This is a genomic window from Bradyrhizobium sp. SUTN9-2, assembly GCF_003122645.1.
GTDB lineage: Bacteria > Pseudomonadota > Alphaproteobacteria > Rhizobiales > Xanthobacteraceae > Bradyrhizobium > Bradyrhizobium yuanmingense.
Genome location: NZ_LAXE01000001.1, coordinates 92,854 through 107,598 on the forward strand (window position 1 = coordinate 92,854; position 14,745 = coordinate 107,598).

The window sequence follows — 14,745 nt, forward strand, 5'->3', positions numbered from 1 at the left end:
CTCTAAGCGAGTGAAGACAACGAGCTTGAAGGCCGCGCGAAACGTCGGCTCCGTTCGACGCGTTCGCGCGCCCAGAAGCGGCATGATCAACGACATCTTGCGTGAAGCGGCAACGCGCGCTTGGTACTCTTCGAGATCCACTTCGCGCGTCACATGTGCGAACGAATCTTCGAAGCTGGCTTGAAGTTCGCCTTGTTCGATCCACGCCTGACCGCCGCCCGCACTGATGCGAGGGCCGACAAATACCTCACGTCGGCGCGCCTTGCGGTAAAACATGCGCTCGATCGTCCAACTCGTCAGGGTCCCTCACGGTAGCAGCACGATTTGAGCCGAACCGCGTTGCCGCGCCCTCTCTATTGCTCCCCTGCACGCCCTGGGGAACGTCATTGGGATCTCCGTTCTTACTTCATAGTCTTTGACTGCAATACTGGGCGATATGATCCGGAAGCGCCAATAGCGGCGCCCGCTTGGCTTCTTCCCGTACTCGCGCTCCCACCGCGAAGTGTCAATCCGCACATCCGTCATGCTCGCTGATCGCCTCAAAGATTACAACCTTGCCCTAGCGACAGTGCTTCAGAGCGTCAATTCCTTCAGGCTGGTAGGCCTTGGGCTCGTCCTTGATGTTCCAACGGATATCGCAAGCCGCCGAATCTTCTCCAATCGAACAAGCGCCTCTTGGAGTAACGAGGCTCGGAATTTGCAAGTCGTCTGGGCGGGGTAGCGCTGCTCAGCCGCCCTTCGGAAATCCCTCCGTTCAATGCAGAAACACCATAGCGACGGCACTCCTGACAGCTCTTGATTTCCGTTACCTACAAATTCTTGTAGTTGACCCGCGCAGTATTCTCCGGGCCGAATCGCGATCAACCCCACAGGAGAACAAAGCTATGTCCCCACTAGAAGCAATCACCCGTTGGCTGGACTCACAAGATTTGGTCATGCAACTTGAGATCGCCGGTTTCGCGACATTCTTGGTTTTCGGGGATGATGACACTTTCACGCTCGGCGACTCGGAGCGGCTCGAGTCTCTTTACCGATGGTTGAACGAGCCAAGCTTGGCATCGGACATCGCCGCCGAACGTGCCCTGACCTTTCGAGTGTACTTCGCTTCCTTGGCCGAGGATAGAGCGACGGGCGCCGGATGGAAGCGAACCGAAGTGTTGGTGCGGAAAATTCTGAAAGACGCTACGCGCGACGGGAGGTTTGCCGCTGCCCGCAAGGCGCAAAGGATGCTTGAGCTCTTGCCCGCCCGAAAAGAGAGCTGGAATCAGGTCTTGAGATCCTGGAATGAATTGACCGCGACGTATCTAACACATGAGGCTCTCAGTAGTTGGAGCGCCGCCGAGAAGCTCCGAGGCCTGAGGGCCATTTCAAGCACCAGCGTTCCTGTTGCTGGGCTTGGGTCGCCTCATCGAGGCGCTGCTTAATTCTGATAAAGCCGCAATTCCCCTGTGCTGCGGGGCGTGCGTCTGCATGCACCTGTCGGATCCATAGAGGCCAGCTAACCGCTTAAAAGCATGACACAGGGGCCACCGGAGGATATCTCCACCCGACCGGTGGCCCACTTGCGACGCTGTAGCGCAAAAGCCGAAACCGGCATCTCAACGGCAGGCACGGCTTCGCGCTTTTCTTCGAACATACGCCAATGCCAGCGGGCCTAACACATCGAGATGAACGAAAGTCTCCGGATAGGCTATATCGTTTCGGTAGCTTCTTTGCTCGAGAGCCGCTCAGGCCGATGTTCAGGGCCGTAAAAGGTGGCGCCTGCCTTCGGCGCAGACGCGGTTGCTGCTCGACATGATGTCGCGGCGGCATCAGTGCCGCTGCGAACGAAAACCGACAAATATCGGACAAAATCCGCAATTGGTGACGAAAAGTCCGGATTGGCTATATAATATGAGATCGTTGGATGGGGGAGCCCGATGGCGATCTATAACCCTTTGAGAGACAAGCTGGTCGCAAACAGCTCTGCCTCGCTCAAGTTGACATTTGCCGACATCGAGATGCTTATCGGTCGGTCCCTCCCGAAATCAGCGTATGAATATGATGCGTGGTGGGCCAACGAAGACCCCGTCAAAACTAATCACAGTCACAGCCTTGCGTGGACAGTTCCGGGGTATCAAGCCGAACCAAATCGATTGCAGCCGACAGTAACATTTTCGGCGCAGGGGGTAGCATTTTCCGCAAAAGCGAATGCCTATGAACCCGGCTCTAATTCGAGAACCGAGGATGCGTCGTGAATGAAATGAAAATGATCGTGCGATACGACTAAGCCCGTATCGACAAGATATCATTATTTCTTATCGCATTAGCCTCTCCCTCCGTTGGCAGCAAGCAAGGGGCGGCCGGCCGCCGATACGCGTGCCGAGCTCGGTCTTGGCGTCCCTCATCTCCGCCAGCAGGGCCACGGGATCGAGCGTGCGATAGCTCTCGAAGGCGCCGTTCGTTTGACGCCTTTGCTCAGCTACGGATGCGCGAGAGCGCGCTCAGGGATCATCGCCGCTTCGAGTTTGGGACGGAGCTGATCGGCGACCTTGCCAAACTGCGCCGTTGCAGCTTCTGCATCGAACTCGGTGACGATGAAGGCGAAGACGACACGGCGCCCGGTCTTCCAGCATGCGGATTCCGCTCGATGTCGCCCAGCATTGAACGAACCCGCTACGCGGGAGTGGGAGCAAGCCTGGTGAACTGAGGTGTCCTGTCTGAGAGGATGTTGGTCTTCGCACCACCCCTCTCAAGACAGGAGATCCAGATGGCTACGATGAGCCCTCTTCGGCAGCGCATGATGGAGGACATGACGGTCCGCAATCTGTCGCCGTCGACTCAACAATCCTATATCTATGCGATCGCAAAGCTTAGCCGCCATTTCGGCTACGCCCCGGACCGGTTGAGTTTCGAGCAGGTCCGCGCCTACCAACTGCATCTCATCGGTCAAAAGCGTTCGTGGTCCCACATCAATCAGGTGGCCTGCGCGCTGCGGTTCTTCTACGGTGTCACACTCGGGCAGACGGAGGCATTCGAGTGGATCATCGGTGGCCAGAAGCCCGACAAGCTCCCGCTCGTGCTTAGTGCCGAAGAGATCGAGCGCTTCCTGGACGCGGTTACAGGGGTGCGCAATCGCATCGTGCTGGCGACGGCTTATGCGGCTGGCTTACGGGCCAGTGAAGTCGTCCGCCTGAAGGTGAGCTCGATCGACAGCAAACGAATGTTGATCCACATCGAGAACGGCAAGGGCGGCAGGGATCGTTACGCGATGCTTTCTCCGCGACTGTTGGAGATTCTGCGTACATACTGGATACGAGCCCGACCGGGGCTGTGGCTATTTCCAGGCCAAGACCCAAGTGAACATGTCAGCGTCCGCTGCGTCCAGGCGGCCTGCCGCGCCGCCCGCCGCCGCGCTCGGCTTGCCAAGCCGCAACACGTGGAAGCACACGGAATTGCCGCCATGTCGACGTGTGGTACTTTTCGTCTGGAATTAAGCCGAGCTTCTTTCCATAGAACGCCACGCTGGCATCCAAGTCTGATACATCTACCTTGGATACAAAAGCATATTCGCCAATAACATCTTTCAGTGCCATTATTTGCTCCCTATGCTGTGGCAACGCAGATTGCAAGAATTTGTGCTACACGCAAAGCATGCTGTCGCCTCCTCGTCCTGGTAGGGGGTCCGGGGGTGCCGTCAAGTTCGACGAACTGGAGCGGCGCAAGGGGTATACGAGCGACGTGCGGACTGCCAAGGATCCTCCTTATTACCGCCATCGCTTCCCGCCGGAAGTGATCAGCTATGCCGTTTGGTAGAATTTCCGGTTTCCCTTAAGCTTGCGCATGGTCGAGGAAGTGCTGGCGGCGCATGGCATTGGCGTGACCTTATGAAGCCGTGCGCCAGTGGGGACGGAAATTCGGCAAGCCGTTCTCCGATCGGATCCGCCAGCGCGCTCCCGCCCGCGGTGACAAATGGCATCTGGACGAAGTCGTTATCTCGATCGCGGGCGAACAACATTGGCTCTGGCGCGCTGTCGACCAGAATGGCTTCGTTCTCGACGTCTTGGTCCAGCGCCGAAGAGACTCGCGCGCTGAGCAGCGGCTCATGAAGAAGCTCTTGAAATCCGCCGGCACGCCGCCGCGCGTGATGATCACGGACAAGCTCCGTTCGTACGGCGCTGCGAGGGCGAAGATGGGCTTTTATGTCGAACATCGCCAGCACAAAGCTCTCAACAATCGGGCCGAGAATTCTCATCAGCCGACGCGGCGACGCGAGCGGATCATGAAGCGTTTCAAATCGTCCCGTCAGGCTCAACGGTTTCTGTCAGTTCACGATCAGGTCGCGAACCTTTTCCAGATCCCCTATCCCGGAGCCGTCACCGCCGACTTCCGTCGTGCTTCGCGCGAGCGCGCCTTTGCGACTTGGCGCGAGATCTCCATGACAAGCGCTATCGCCGACTCTCGACCTCTGAGAATCGTCTCCTTCGGCTCGGCGGTCGATTAAGTTGACGATGCCGCGCAAGGTTGTGTTGAGTGCAAGCTCGGTGGGTTTGGACCGACGGGCCGATCGCTCGGCGTGCCATTGGGCTGTCGATGCACGATACTCCAAGCCGCCGCTGCGCGTCGCGGCGTTGCGTCGTAACTCACGCGAGATGGTCGAGGCAGATCGACCAAGACGGCGCCCGATCTCACCCCTCGAGAGGCCCTGAACGCGAAGAGTACGATCTCCTCGCGTTCTGCAAAAGACAGATACCGCCCGGACGGCGGCTTGGCTGAAGATCTGAACGTCGCCGGTGGCATTCCGCCTGCCTTTCGGAACAATCTGGTTCCCACAGGCTGCGACATACCAGCTGTTAGCGCAGCATCCTCGCTGGTCGTTCCCTGTGCAATCCCCAACCAGAATCGTTGAAGTTCAAATCGCCCCGCAATTGACGGCCGTCCCGGGGACGGTAACGGCGCCCGTCCAGATCGCAGTGATCGTCGCTTTCGAATGGCCGAGCGTGAACTCGCGTCCGGAAAACGCGACCGGCACCTACGCATATAAGTAGGTGTAGGGCTTGGATTGCTGTGTCAGGTTTCAGAGCTTGGTCGCTTTTGAACGACCCTCCTGAGCACCAAGCCTCGTCCTATGGGACCGTGCGGGCGGTCCGTCAGCGGCGGCAGTCGCCCGCACGTTTCGATGTCCTTTAGGAGGCTTGGAGCTGGGTAATGCGCAGCGACCTAGCGTACGTTGTATGCGTCATTTTGATGGGACTAGGCTTCCTCGCGATCATAGCGATCGCCATGCTTATGCAATAAGGCCCGGGGCCGATGTAGCGTTCAGCCCGTTCAAAGGGCAAGGACGCCCTTACGAGATTCACATGCAGGCTTTCCGACCTAGCGCGGGATCAGGCCCTTCAAGATGGCTTCCGCGCGGATAGAGACGGCCGTGTAGTGCTGTGCGGCCTTGATGGACTATACCGCCCCGGATAGGTTTCCGCGATGTAGGGATCAGATAGAAGGCGCTGGAGCCCGCTTCCGGCGCCATGCCTGCACCCGGCGAAGCCGCGACAGCACAGAAGGCCGTCCTTCGACCCTGATCCTCTTCTCACTCGTCACACGTCCGCTCCTCATGAGGTTGGGAGCCTAGCTCAATGTGCGGCGCGGAGGGAAGGGCTCCCGGAATGCTACGGACGCCAGCTGACCTCAAGATCGTTCGATGGGTCCGGATTTGCAAGGCTCAGCAGCTCATAGCTGACAACTTACGGGAGCACAGCAAGATGGATGGTTGGTTGGTGACGGTCGCTGTCTTCAAGGAAGACGGCGACGATGACGAAGAATTCAGGCACATAACTTACGTCGTTGCTGCCGCTGACCCGGCGGAAGCAGTGAAGCTGACCGTAAAAGACAGCGGCGCGAAGGCCGCAATCCTCAGCTGCCCCATCGAGGAGGAGCAATTGCTAAGACTTGGCGTGAAGCCCGGCGAGCTTCTCGTTATACACGATGGGGAGTTCGATCCGATCATCTCGCGCCATCGTCGTCACTAAGCGCTCCACGTCCGATCTTGATCAGTTGCGTCGAGTTCATGACATTGTCGTTCGGAAGCCGCCGCTCGCACGAGCAGTCAATCTGCACAAGCTATGAAAGCGCGCCGTTTGCTTGTCTCCGCAATATGGCCGCCTGGCACGCTGATTGCTGAACCATGATTGCTTGGTCGCTTATTGATTGAGTGAGGGCCAAGTCTACGCATCGTAACTCGTGCGGGCGGTCGTCAGCAGCCGCCCGCACGCTTTTTCATAGCGCTACGCGCTGCTTTGTGAATGGCACCCGAGTTGCTGAGAGACGCTTCGGCTTGGCTCCTCATACTTCACGCAACCCCCATGAGATAGCCAAGCCTCTTTGTTGGCGCAACTCGCGCGGGTGGTTCCTCCAGCCGCCCGCGCGTTTTTCGCGCGAAAAGCCGTAAGGTCATACCATGACCCGTGAAGAGGCGGAAGCTGTTGCAATGAACAGGCTCAAATTCGTCCCCGCATTCGAGGCCGCTATTCGCTCTGCCGATCCAGACAAGCTCGCCGCACTTCGCGAGACGATCCGTGAGCGCGGAGGCCCTGACGAGTTCGTACTGACGAGCACAGAACTCATCCGCAAACATCCGCCTACGCTCTTTAGACTGCTTAGGATCATCTCCGACGCGGCACATGAGGACAAGCGCTAATGAGCATCCACCCAGCCTCCGGAAGTCACACCATTCTCATTGCAGAGGCAGCCGTATCGCTCGTTAAGGTGGCTTGCGCAGCATGGTGGCTGTACGTGCGATCCGACAGAGAAGACCCAAGTGGTTGGACTGGGATGAAGGCAAAGAGATCGGCCAGAAACGCAAGGCCAGCGCGATGGCCGGCCCCATCAATCTCCGATCGCTTGATGGTTTCAACGGAATTACGAGGTCAGCCGACATGTCACCGCTCATCCTCATTGTCGCTTCGACGCACCTCAGCATTTTAGCCACCGTCAACATCGCTGCTCGGCCATCAAAGACTTTAGATGAGTGTCGAAGGATTGGTGAGCTAGCGATAGAAGCCGCGACCGCGAAGCCCAGCCGCTCCGCGTCCTATGTCTGCCACGATACTACGCGCGAACAGGGTTTAACGGGCGCACTAGGTGTGATTGCCTACGTTTCGCAAGAGGACGGTAAAATAACGATCCTTGAGGGCTACATGGCGACGATGTCTGACTGCAAAGTTGCCGGAATGGCGGCAGCCGCGAGCAAGGCTGTTCCCGGCGTTAGAACCCGGGCTTGGGCTTGCTACGATCTCGGCATCTTTGAACAATGATGCGATAAGCGTTTCTAATCTTCGCGCGTGTAGCGTACGCGCTGCATCACCTTCAGGAGTTGTCGGAACGTCGCGACCAGCGCGAGCACGCTATCGGCAATCCGTATCCCGTGCGACTTTCCGGATGTGCGGAGCACGTCCGGCTTTCCGCAGGCCCGTAGGGCCTGCGGCTTGCCCGTGGTACGTGGTGTGTTCCGGCTCATTATGCGGCCCCTCGCCTTTCTTGGACGTTTCGCATCCCGAGTAAGTTTGAGCCCGAGCAATTCGAACACCCGGCGCGAGATGGATTCTTGCGCCTCGCGTAGCTCCACCGACCGCAGCACGGCCAATTCGCCGATGTAGCGCCCGCTGATGCCGGGCACGGCGTGGCCTAGCAAAATGCTGGACAGAATTTCGGGCACGCCCAGCGCGGTCGCCAGCGATTTGTAAGAATGCCGAGGGCTCCGCGCCAGCTCCCGTCGCTACCACCGCCCAACCGGGCAAATCAAACAGCCGGGGCGAACTCAGGACCGGATAAAACTTGGGGCAAGGTCATCGGTAGCGAGACTATGTCGGAAGATATGGGTGCCGCGGTGGGCGCAACCTTCGATTCCAACTCGATCGAGAGCGGCCTCGGCGATCATGGTGATCGCGCATCCGGAAGCAAAGCCGACGTGTGGCGCGAGTGTGCGGACGAACAGCCGTCGGCACGACGACTTTGGGCGGCCATTGCGCAGATATGCAACGATAGCCGCGCCAATGTCTGGCGGTATCGGCATTCGTGCACGCTGTCGGCCCTTGGCGCGAACGAGTATCTCGCTGGCGCGCCAGTCGATATCGTCGACGGTGAACGTCGCAACCTCGTCGGCTCGCAGGCCGAGCTTGGCCAGCAACAACAGAATGGCGTAGTCGCGCCGTCCCATCACCGTCTCTCGGTCGCAACCGTCGAGAGCCTTCCGCACCTGAGCAGCAGGCAGATAGGTCGGCAGAGTTGCGAGCTTCCATCGGCGCATCGATGGAACGCAATCCGCCAACGAGCGCGCGTTCAGCCCCCGATGGTGGAGGTAACGGAGAAAGGCACGCAACGACCAAGCACATCGCCTTGCCTGTTTCCGGGCCTCAATCCTGGGCGTGGGGCCCAACGTAGCGGATCACGTCCTCTTGGCTGATCTTGCGCAGGGCGCCGGCGCCGCCGGAGCACACCTCGTACAGGAACCTGCGGATGACTGGGAGATGGCGGACGATGGACCTCGGGGCCAAGCCGCGCTCTAATCGCAGGTAGGCATCGAACTCCTTGAAGATCCGTTCGTGCGGGTTGAGAGGCGGTAGCACCAACGGCGCGATCGCGCCTTCCTCGCGCAGCACCCACAGCCATCGCTTGAGCGCAGCTCGGTCACCAGGTTGGATAGACTGCCTCCCGCCTCGATGTCGGAGGTACCGCTCAACGACCAGCTCATCGAGATCGACCAGCTTGTAGCGACGGCCCGCGATCCAACTCAGGAGCCCGCCAATCACGTCGAGGTAACGCCACGTGCCGTGCCGAACGAGCCTCTCTTCGACGAGACGAGTGGCGCAGCGCTCGACGAACTGTCCGTGCGGCCCGCTTCTGAGACGCCGGTACAGCCGGCTTCTGCCCAAGTACTCTTCAACTTCCATCTTCCTGTTCTCCGCTGTTGAAAGTGGAGGCACAGAACGAACTATGCCGAACCGACCAAACGCCGGTCAGCGAAAAATCTGGGGAAAACGATCCGACTCGGCATAGTTCGGCGGGCGGCATAAACCAGCAAGCTTAACGACGTTGACCCGCTTGCCTATCTCACCGACGTCCTGACCAGGATCGTCAACGGGCATCCCAACCGCGACATCGGCCGGCTATTGCCTTGGCCTACCGCGCTCAAACCCTCAAAACCGTGGCCTGAAAACGACGCTCTGATGTCCGCTGTCAAGGATTAGAACGCAGAGCATCGTCCGATCGTCGATCGGCTGTTCGTAGAGATGGTCGTGAATAGGTGGAGGCGGAACCGAAGGACGTCGGTGATCAAGCTCTGATGCGCGGATTGGCTACCGCATTCCCGATTGTGCGTCCGAGGTCTGCTCCTATCTTACTACGGGCGTCGGCGCTCTTGCCGGCCACAAAGCGTCTGACGGGCATTCCCTCTGCCGTGGTCCCGCCTCCGCCCATGCACCATGATAAGAAGGGCGCCTATCAGACTGTGTGCACTTGCCTGGCAACCGCCCACATAAACCCGACCAGTTCACGGGCGATAGCGGTGCAGACTACCGTCGTTCGCTTGCCGCGCGCAGCCAGCTTCCGGTAGCGGGCCGTCAAGCAGCTCTGCGCCTTCCAACCAATCTCTCGCACTGCAGGCGACACCTGCTCAAGCCGGTATAGCTTTGTCTTGCCGATCTTCGGCGGGTGTCTATATGTCCAGACGCTTTCGACCAACATGTGGCGAACACGGCCGTTGCCGGCCTTGGTCATGCTACCACGCCTGACAGACTCTCCCGTCGATCGTTCGCTTGGCACTAGGCCGAGGTAACCCATAAGTTGACTAAGTTGACGTGGGCTCTCAAAACGGTTCACGTCACCAACCTCGGTCAGCGTATTTGCGAGCGCCTGGCTTGAAGGTCATCGCGACTTCATTTCCACCCAAAGCAGTCCGACAGCGATGGCGAGCGAGCCGACACTCGCGGTCGAGCTGATCGGCCTCAATTTTGTTTTCGCCTCCCGGCCAGCGGATCGTACTGGCGTCGGCGATCAGGCCCGGCTTTGACGGGTCGGTTTCGGCTGCGACTGTTTGTTTGAGTTCCGTTACGTTGACCGTTGAGGGGTGGACGTCCATTGGGCGCGGCCCCAGATCAAAGCATCTTGAGATTGTCAACCTGCTTGTCTGACCAGTCGACAAGAGATCTTCGGGGGTAAGCTTCGGCCGTGCATCAAGCAGGCAATTGGGGAGCACTACAGTCACCAGGGGAGCTTTTAATGTCAGACCTTGTTGCGATCGTGTACCCATCCGAAGCCAAAGCGGAGGAAGTTCGGCAAAGAATATTCAAGCTCCAGAGCGAGTATCTGATCACGATCAGCGATGCCGTGATCGCCGTCAAAACTGGGGACTCTGTAAAACTCAGTCAACTTGTGAATACCACTATGACCGGCGCCGCAAGTGGCAGTTTCTGGGGATTGCTATTGGGGATGGTCTTCCTGAATCCGCTTCTAGGCGTGGCTCTCGGAGCCGGCGCAGGCGCACTGAGCGGTGCGCTGACCGATTTCGGGATCAGAGACCAGTTCATGAAGGATCTCGCGTCGAAGGTAAGATCGGGCGATGCCGTCCTCTTCCTGCTGATCCAGTCTATGACGTCAGACAAGGTTCTCAATGCGATTAAGGATGCGGGAGGGATTGTCCTGACAACCTCGCTCGATGAAAAGAGAGAGCAGCACCTGCGTGATGCTCTCGCAGCCGCAACTCAGGCGAAGCCTGCCTAGCCAGTGAGCCAAAACCTGGCGCCAGCGTCAAAGCGTCGCCGAGAACGGTAGTAGCTGCGCTGTCACGGCAGTCGCTGTGGCAGCGGAATACGCTACAGTTTTGCGTAGGGATCGGTGCGCAAAGGCATCGGTCCCTGGGCGGGATCGCCGCGAAGGAGGCCGGCTGCAGCCATACGGCTCCGCGACCGCTCAGCCGGGCTCTCTTCGGCGCTATCAAAAGCCGGGAGAAAATCATGCGCAGATTGCTTCTATGGGGGCTCGCACTTGGGATTGCTTCGGCAGGGATTACGGCGACCAGCGGTCGCTCGCAAGCCGGCCTTATCGCGCCGCTGGGCGTGCGTCAGGCCGCCGACGAGCTTCGTCTCGCGGAAACTGTCCAGTTCACGTGGAGAGGCCATCGCTATTGTTGGTACAATATGGGATGGCGCGGTGGCGGCTGGTATCGGTGTGGTTTTGCTTCGAGGCGCGGCATGGGCTGGGGTGGTCCGGCGGGATGGCACGGATGGCGACGGCCAGGCCACCGCCCGGTCACTCGGCCTCCGAGGCCAGGTCGGCCAGGAATCGAGCGGCCGCGACCACTCCCGCAACCGTTCCCTGGCAGGAGCTGACGACAACTTTGTATGTCGTTCGCCGGCCGCGACGTGGCACGCCAGTCGGAGCCCGCCATGGCCTTGAAGGAGCCGCAAAAACGCGCGGGCCAAGCGCGCGATGCCGTGCTGGTCGATCTCGCGCTGCAGGGCGGTGGATCGCACGGCGCTTTTACCTGGGGGGGCTCGATCGGCTCATGGATGAGCCGTGGCTGCGCATCGAGGCGATATCGGGCACCTCGGCCGGCGCGATGAACGCCGTCGTGCTGGCGGGCGGGTTTATGACCAACGGCCGGGCCGGCGCCAAGTCTGCATTGGAGGCCTTCTGGCGACGGGTCGCTCACTCAGCGCGGTTCAGTCTCATTCGGCGAAGTCCGCTGGACGTCATCCTCGGTCGCTGGACCCTTGATACGTCGCCCTTCTATCTCGCCTTCGATCTGGCGAGCCGCGTGTTCTCGCCGTACGACCTCAATCTTGCCGGCACAAACCCTTTGCACCAGGTCCTCGCCGAGTCGGTCGATTCTCGACAAATCGCGAACTCCCCGATCCCCGCGGGGCCCCGATCCGCTTGTTCGTGACGGCGACCAACGTTCATACCGGCCGTGGGCGTGTGTTTCGCAACGCCGAGCTTTCACCCGACGTTCTGCTCGCTTCGGCCTGCTTGCCGACCCTGTTCCGCGCGATAGAGATCGATGGCGAGTCCTATTGGGATGGCGGCTACTCCGGGAACCCGACGATCACGCCGCTCGTACGCGAGTGTGACTCGCATGACACGCTTCTCGTCGCGGTCAATCCGGTCGAGCGACCCGGGACACCGCGCTCCACGCGCGAGATCCTCGATCGGTTGAACGAGATTGCGTTCAACGCCACGCTGCTCAAGGAGTTGCGCATGATCGCGCTGCTGCGGTAGGTCGCGGACGCTGGGAGTTCCGAGGGGCGCAAATGGGCCGAGATGCGCATCCATCTGATCGCGAGCAAGGTTCTGGCCGGGCTCGGCGTCTCGTCAAAGCTCAATGCCGAGTGGGACTTTCTCTGCATGCTGCGCGACGAAGGCCGCCGTGCCGCGGAGGCATTCCTCGTCGCGAACGACCAGAATATCGGCAGGCGTTCCTCGATGGATTTGGATTTGCTCTTGGAGCAGGTTTGACGCCATGGGCCTCGTCGGGATCCTGGTTGCCCTTGGCCTGCTCATCTGGCTCTCGTTCCGCGGATGGAGCGTGCTCCTGCTGGCGCCGGCTGCCGCGATCGTCGCTGCGGCTTTCGCCGAAGAGCCTTGCTTGCCCATTGGACGCAGACTTTCATGGACGGCGCTGCGCAGTTCATCGCGCAATTCTTCCCAATATTTCTGCTCGGTGCGCTGTTCGGCAAGCTGATGGACGACAGCGGATCGGTCCACGCGATCGCTCATTTCATGAGCACCAAGCTCGGGGCGCGTCGCGCGATCCTTGCCGTGGTGCTTGCCGGCGCGGTCGTCACCTACGGCGGGGTAAGCCTTTTCGTCGCCTTTTTCGTTTTGGCGCCTATGGCACGGGAAATGTTTCGCGTCGCGAACATCCCGCGTCGGCTCATGCCGGCCACCATCGCTCTGGGCACCTCTACATTCACTATGTCAGCAATGCCCGGAACGCCCGCGATTCAAAATACGATTCCGATGCCGTTCTTCGGAACCACTCCGTTTGCCGCGCCCGGATTGGGCATCGTCGCTGCGGCGATCATGCTTGCATTCGGGCTCTGGTGGCTCCGCCGCGCCGAGGGATCGGCACGCAAGGCCGGTGAAGGCTATGGCGGAGACGCAGAGCTCGTCAGCGGAGCGGTCGCTGACGATCAGTTCATCCGCGAGCGCGCAACATCGTCCCACGAGTTCGATCCGGCCGAAATAACGCATGGCAAGCGCGGCGACGTGCCACCACCGATCGGCACGGCGATCATCCCGCTTCTCGTGGTCGTGGGCGTGAACCTGCTGATGTCGCTCCTGATCCTGCCACGGCTCGATTTCTCATTCCTCGCGCAGGAGCGCTGAGGCGGGACATCCCTTGCCGGCGTCGCCGGGGTGTGGTCGGTCGCAGTCGCTCTCGCCGCCGCGGCGACGCTCATCGCCCTCAATCGAGCCCGTCTGACGGATCTAAGGGCGAGCATGGATGCCGGCGCAAACGCCTCGGTGCTCCCCATTTTCAGCGTTGCGAGCCTCGTCGGCTTTGGAGCCGTCGTCGCTGCGCTACCGGCCTTTGTGTCGGTGCGCGACTGGGTACTGTCGATCTCCGGCGGTCCTATCGTCTCTCTCGCCATCGCGATAAACGTTCTTGCTGCCTTGACCGGATCGGCCTCCGGCGGATTGACCATTGCGCTCGATGCCCTTGGTGACACTTATTTGCAGATCGCCCAGACGTCTCACATTGATCCGGCGCTCATGCATCGCATTGCCGTGATCGGTTCCGGCACCCTCGATAGCCTACCGCATAACGGTGCCGTCGTGACGCTGCTTGCGGTCTGCGGTTCGACCCATGGCAAGAGCTACTTCGATATGGTGATGGCCAACATCGTTGGGCCGATCATCGCCTTGGCCCTCGCCATTTTTTTGGGTTCGATGATCGGATCATTCTAGGAGGGACGACGAGGACGCTTTCGACGCGATCTTGTCCGCCGTAAGGGCCGACTTCGAACTCGTGAGCAATTATTGAAGGTCTGATTGGCCGGTATCGACGTGCGACCTTACCGCCTCGGGCAGCGCAAGCGATCTACACATAGCCGGCGCCCATCAGAGGTTACCGCGGTTCTCGGTCTCGAGCCGAAGACGGGTGAACATTCCGGCAAATGGCGCGCGGAGTTCGCAATTTGCGGTGTGATCACGCGATACCAAATGAGGTAGGTATGACATGTTGGCGGTTGTGGTAGCTTCTCAAGGTTGATGATCGAAGCTGAGCAGCGAACAACTCAGCTCGTTACAATCCCCCTTAGGCTAGGAGACGTCGAATGACCACGAATATAACCGAAGACGAGAAACGCGAACGGCGGGCACGTCCGGAGCCCGGACCGGTCCAGGCATCGGGCGCCGCCACCGATGGCTTTAGAGAACATGCGGCGGCAGCAGCGGCATCACGCATTCCATTAATTTTCCCGGAATGGGAAAACTCGATCGAAGCGACAAGGCACCTGTTCGCGACGACACTGAAGGACGGATTAAGTTTCGCTGCTTCCTCTCTGCACGACCAGGCCAACCTTCTAAGAAATCTTTCCGACTCCAAGACTCCCTCGGAGCTCCTGAAGTGCCACCTGGACTTTGCGGAGAAGTTCTGGTCGAAGTCGTTCAGCCAAGGCTCGAAGATATTGGATCATCTCAAACCACGGCCATCATCTGCGGCAAGCCAAGCAATCCACCGAGCTTGAAGCAACGGCCCGACCTTACTCT

The 14,745-nt window shown here is 59.7% G+C and carries 14 protein-coding genes and 6 pseudogenes; 13 read left to right on the top strand and 7 right to left on the bottom strand.

All coding sequences use genetic code 11. The features are described from left to right. On the bottom strand, positions 1 to 276 hold a 276-nt coding region (locus XF30_RS37965; RefSeq protein WP_158284320.1), incomplete at its 3' end, for a hypothetical protein. A gap of 659 nt (positions 277 to 935) precedes the next feature. Between XF30_RS37965 and XF30_RS00435 the strand changes: the two genes are divergently transcribed. From XF30_RS00435 to XF30_RS00450, 5 genes and pseudogenes are all read left to right on the top strand, one after another. Next, positions 936 to 1,424, top strand: coding sequence for an acylphosphatase (locus XF30_RS00435; RefSeq protein WP_225132201.1), 489 nt, complete (start codon positions 936 to 938; stop codon positions 1,422 to 1,424). A 495-nt stretch (positions 1,425 to 1,919) separates the two neighbouring features. Continuing rightward, complete coding sequence (locus tag XF30_RS37615) at positions 1,920 to 2,237, top strand: DUF7662 domain-containing protein (RefSeq protein ID WP_146207645.1); 318 nt, start codon at positions 1,920 to 1,922, stop codon at positions 2,235 to 2,237. A 230-nt stretch (positions 2,238 to 2,467) separates the two neighbouring features. Beyond that, the gene (locus tag XF30_RS40015) at positions 2,468 to 2,689 is read left to right on the top strand and encodes a hypothetical protein (protein WP_109141617.1); all 222 of its coding nucleotides are present in this window, start codon (positions 2,468 to 2,470) and stop codon (positions 2,687 to 2,689) included. Positions 2,690 to 2,749: 60 nt separating this feature from the next. After that, on the top strand, positions 2,750 to 3,559 hold the full coding sequence (locus XF30_RS00445) for a tyrosine-type recombinase/integrase (protein WP_225132203.1): 810 nt from the start codon (positions 2,750 to 2,752) through the stop codon (positions 3,557 to 3,559). 161 nt (positions 3,560 to 3,720) lie between these two features. Then, positions 3,721 to 4,483 (top strand): annotated as a pseudogene (locus XF30_RS00450) (IS6 family transposase). Positions 4,484 to 4,486: 3 nt separating this feature from the next. Here XF30_RS00450 and XF30_RS00455 read toward each other — a convergent pair. After that, a pseudogene (locus XF30_RS00455) lies at positions 4,487 to 5,019 on the bottom strand (helix-turn-helix domain-containing protein); the annotation flags it as partial. A gap of 719 nt (positions 5,020 to 5,738) precedes the next feature. On the opposite strand from XF30_RS00455, the gene XF30_RS00460 reads away from it, so the two are divergent. The 3 genes from XF30_RS00460 to XF30_RS00470 all read left to right on the top strand — a co-directional run bounded on the left by XF30_RS00460 (position 5,739) and on the right by XF30_RS00470 (position 7,289). Further along, positions 5,739 to 6,005, top strand: a complete 267-nt coding sequence (locus XF30_RS00460; protein ID WP_225132204.1) for a hypothetical protein — start codon at positions 5,739 to 5,741, stop codon at positions 6,003 to 6,005. A gap of 428 nt (positions 6,006 to 6,433) precedes the next feature. Then, a complete protein-coding gene (locus XF30_RS00465; RefSeq protein ID WP_109141619.1) occupies positions 6,434 to 6,673 on the top strand; it encodes a hypothetical protein in 240 nt (79 codons plus the stop codon). Positions 6,674 to 6,797: 124 nt separating this feature from the next. Continuing rightward, the gene (locus XF30_RS00470; protein WP_146207646.1) at positions 6,798 to 7,289 is read left to right on the top strand and encodes a hypothetical protein; all 492 of its coding nucleotides are present in this window, start codon (positions 6,798 to 6,800) and stop codon (positions 7,287 to 7,289) included. A 14-nt stretch (positions 7,290 to 7,303) separates the two neighbouring features. Here XF30_RS00470 and XF30_RS38995 read toward each other — a convergent pair whose 3' ends face one another. The 3 genes from XF30_RS38995 to XF30_RS00485 form a co-directional block, all read right to left on the bottom strand. Beyond that, entirely contained in the window at positions 7,304 to 7,690 is a 387-nt protein-coding gene (locus XF30_RS38995) for a hypothetical protein (RefSeq protein WP_225132205.1), read from the bottom strand. A 102-nt stretch (positions 7,691 to 7,792) separates the two neighbouring features. After that, positions 7,793 to 8,281 carry a tyrosine-type recombinase/integrase gene (locus XF30_RS00480; RefSeq protein WP_109141621.1) on the bottom strand — a complete coding sequence of 163 codons (489 nt, stop codon included), beginning with the start codon at positions 8,279 to 8,281 and terminating at the stop codon, positions 7,793 to 7,795. 106 nt (positions 8,282 to 8,387) lie between these two features. Next, the gene (locus XF30_RS00485) at positions 8,388 to 8,924 is read right to left on the bottom strand and encodes a hypothetical protein (RefSeq protein WP_109141622.1); all 537 of its coding nucleotides are present in this window, start codon (positions 8,922 to 8,924) and stop codon (positions 8,388 to 8,390) included. A gap of 123 nt (positions 8,925 to 9,047) precedes the next feature. Here XF30_RS00485 and XF30_RS00490 point away from each other — a divergent pair. Beyond that, positions 9,048 to 9,221, top strand: a pseudogene (locus XF30_RS00490) (transposase domain-containing protein); the annotation flags it as partial. 253 nt (positions 9,222 to 9,474) lie between these two features. On the opposite strand, the pseudogene XF30_RS00495 reads toward XF30_RS00490, so the two are convergent. Both XF30_RS00495 and XF30_RS37970 read right to left on the bottom strand, forming a co-directional pair. Continuing rightward, a pseudogene (locus XF30_RS00495) lies at positions 9,475 to 9,867 on the bottom strand (transposase); the annotation flags it as partial. Continuing rightward, complete coding sequence (locus XF30_RS37970; RefSeq protein WP_158284321.1) at positions 9,854 to 10,111, bottom strand: hypothetical protein; 258 nt, start codon at positions 10,109 to 10,111, stop codon at positions 9,854 to 9,856. The gene XF30_RS37970 and the pseudogene XF30_RS00495, both read right to left, overlap by 14 nt. Positions 10,112 to 10,251: 140 nt before the next feature. Here XF30_RS37970 and XF30_RS00500 point away from each other — a divergent pair, with 140 nt between their 5' ends. The 4 genes and pseudogenes from XF30_RS00500 (at position 10,252) to XF30_RS00515 (ending at position 14,723) form a co-directional block, all read left to right on the top strand. Further along, positions 10,252 to 10,752: a DUF1269 domain-containing protein gene (locus XF30_RS00500; RefSeq protein WP_109141623.1), complete on the top strand. Its 501-nt coding sequence runs from the start codon at positions 10,252 to 10,254 to the stop codon at positions 10,750 to 10,752. A gap of 665 nt (positions 10,753 to 11,417) precedes the next feature. After that, positions 11,418 to 12,486: pseudogene (locus XF30_RS00505) on the top strand (patatin-like phospholipase family protein). Between the two features lie 4 nt (positions 12,487 to 12,490). Beyond that, a pseudogene (locus XF30_RS00510) lies at positions 12,491 to 13,941 on the top strand (GntP family permease). 368 nt (positions 13,942 to 14,309) lie between these two features. Further along, positions 14,310 to 14,723 (top strand): hypothetical protein, encoded by a 414-nt coding sequence (locus XF30_RS00515; RefSeq protein ID WP_109141624.1) that lies wholly within the window; start codon positions 14,310 to 14,312, stop codon positions 14,721 to 14,723. Positions 14,724 to 14,745: the final 22 nt, after the last annotated feature.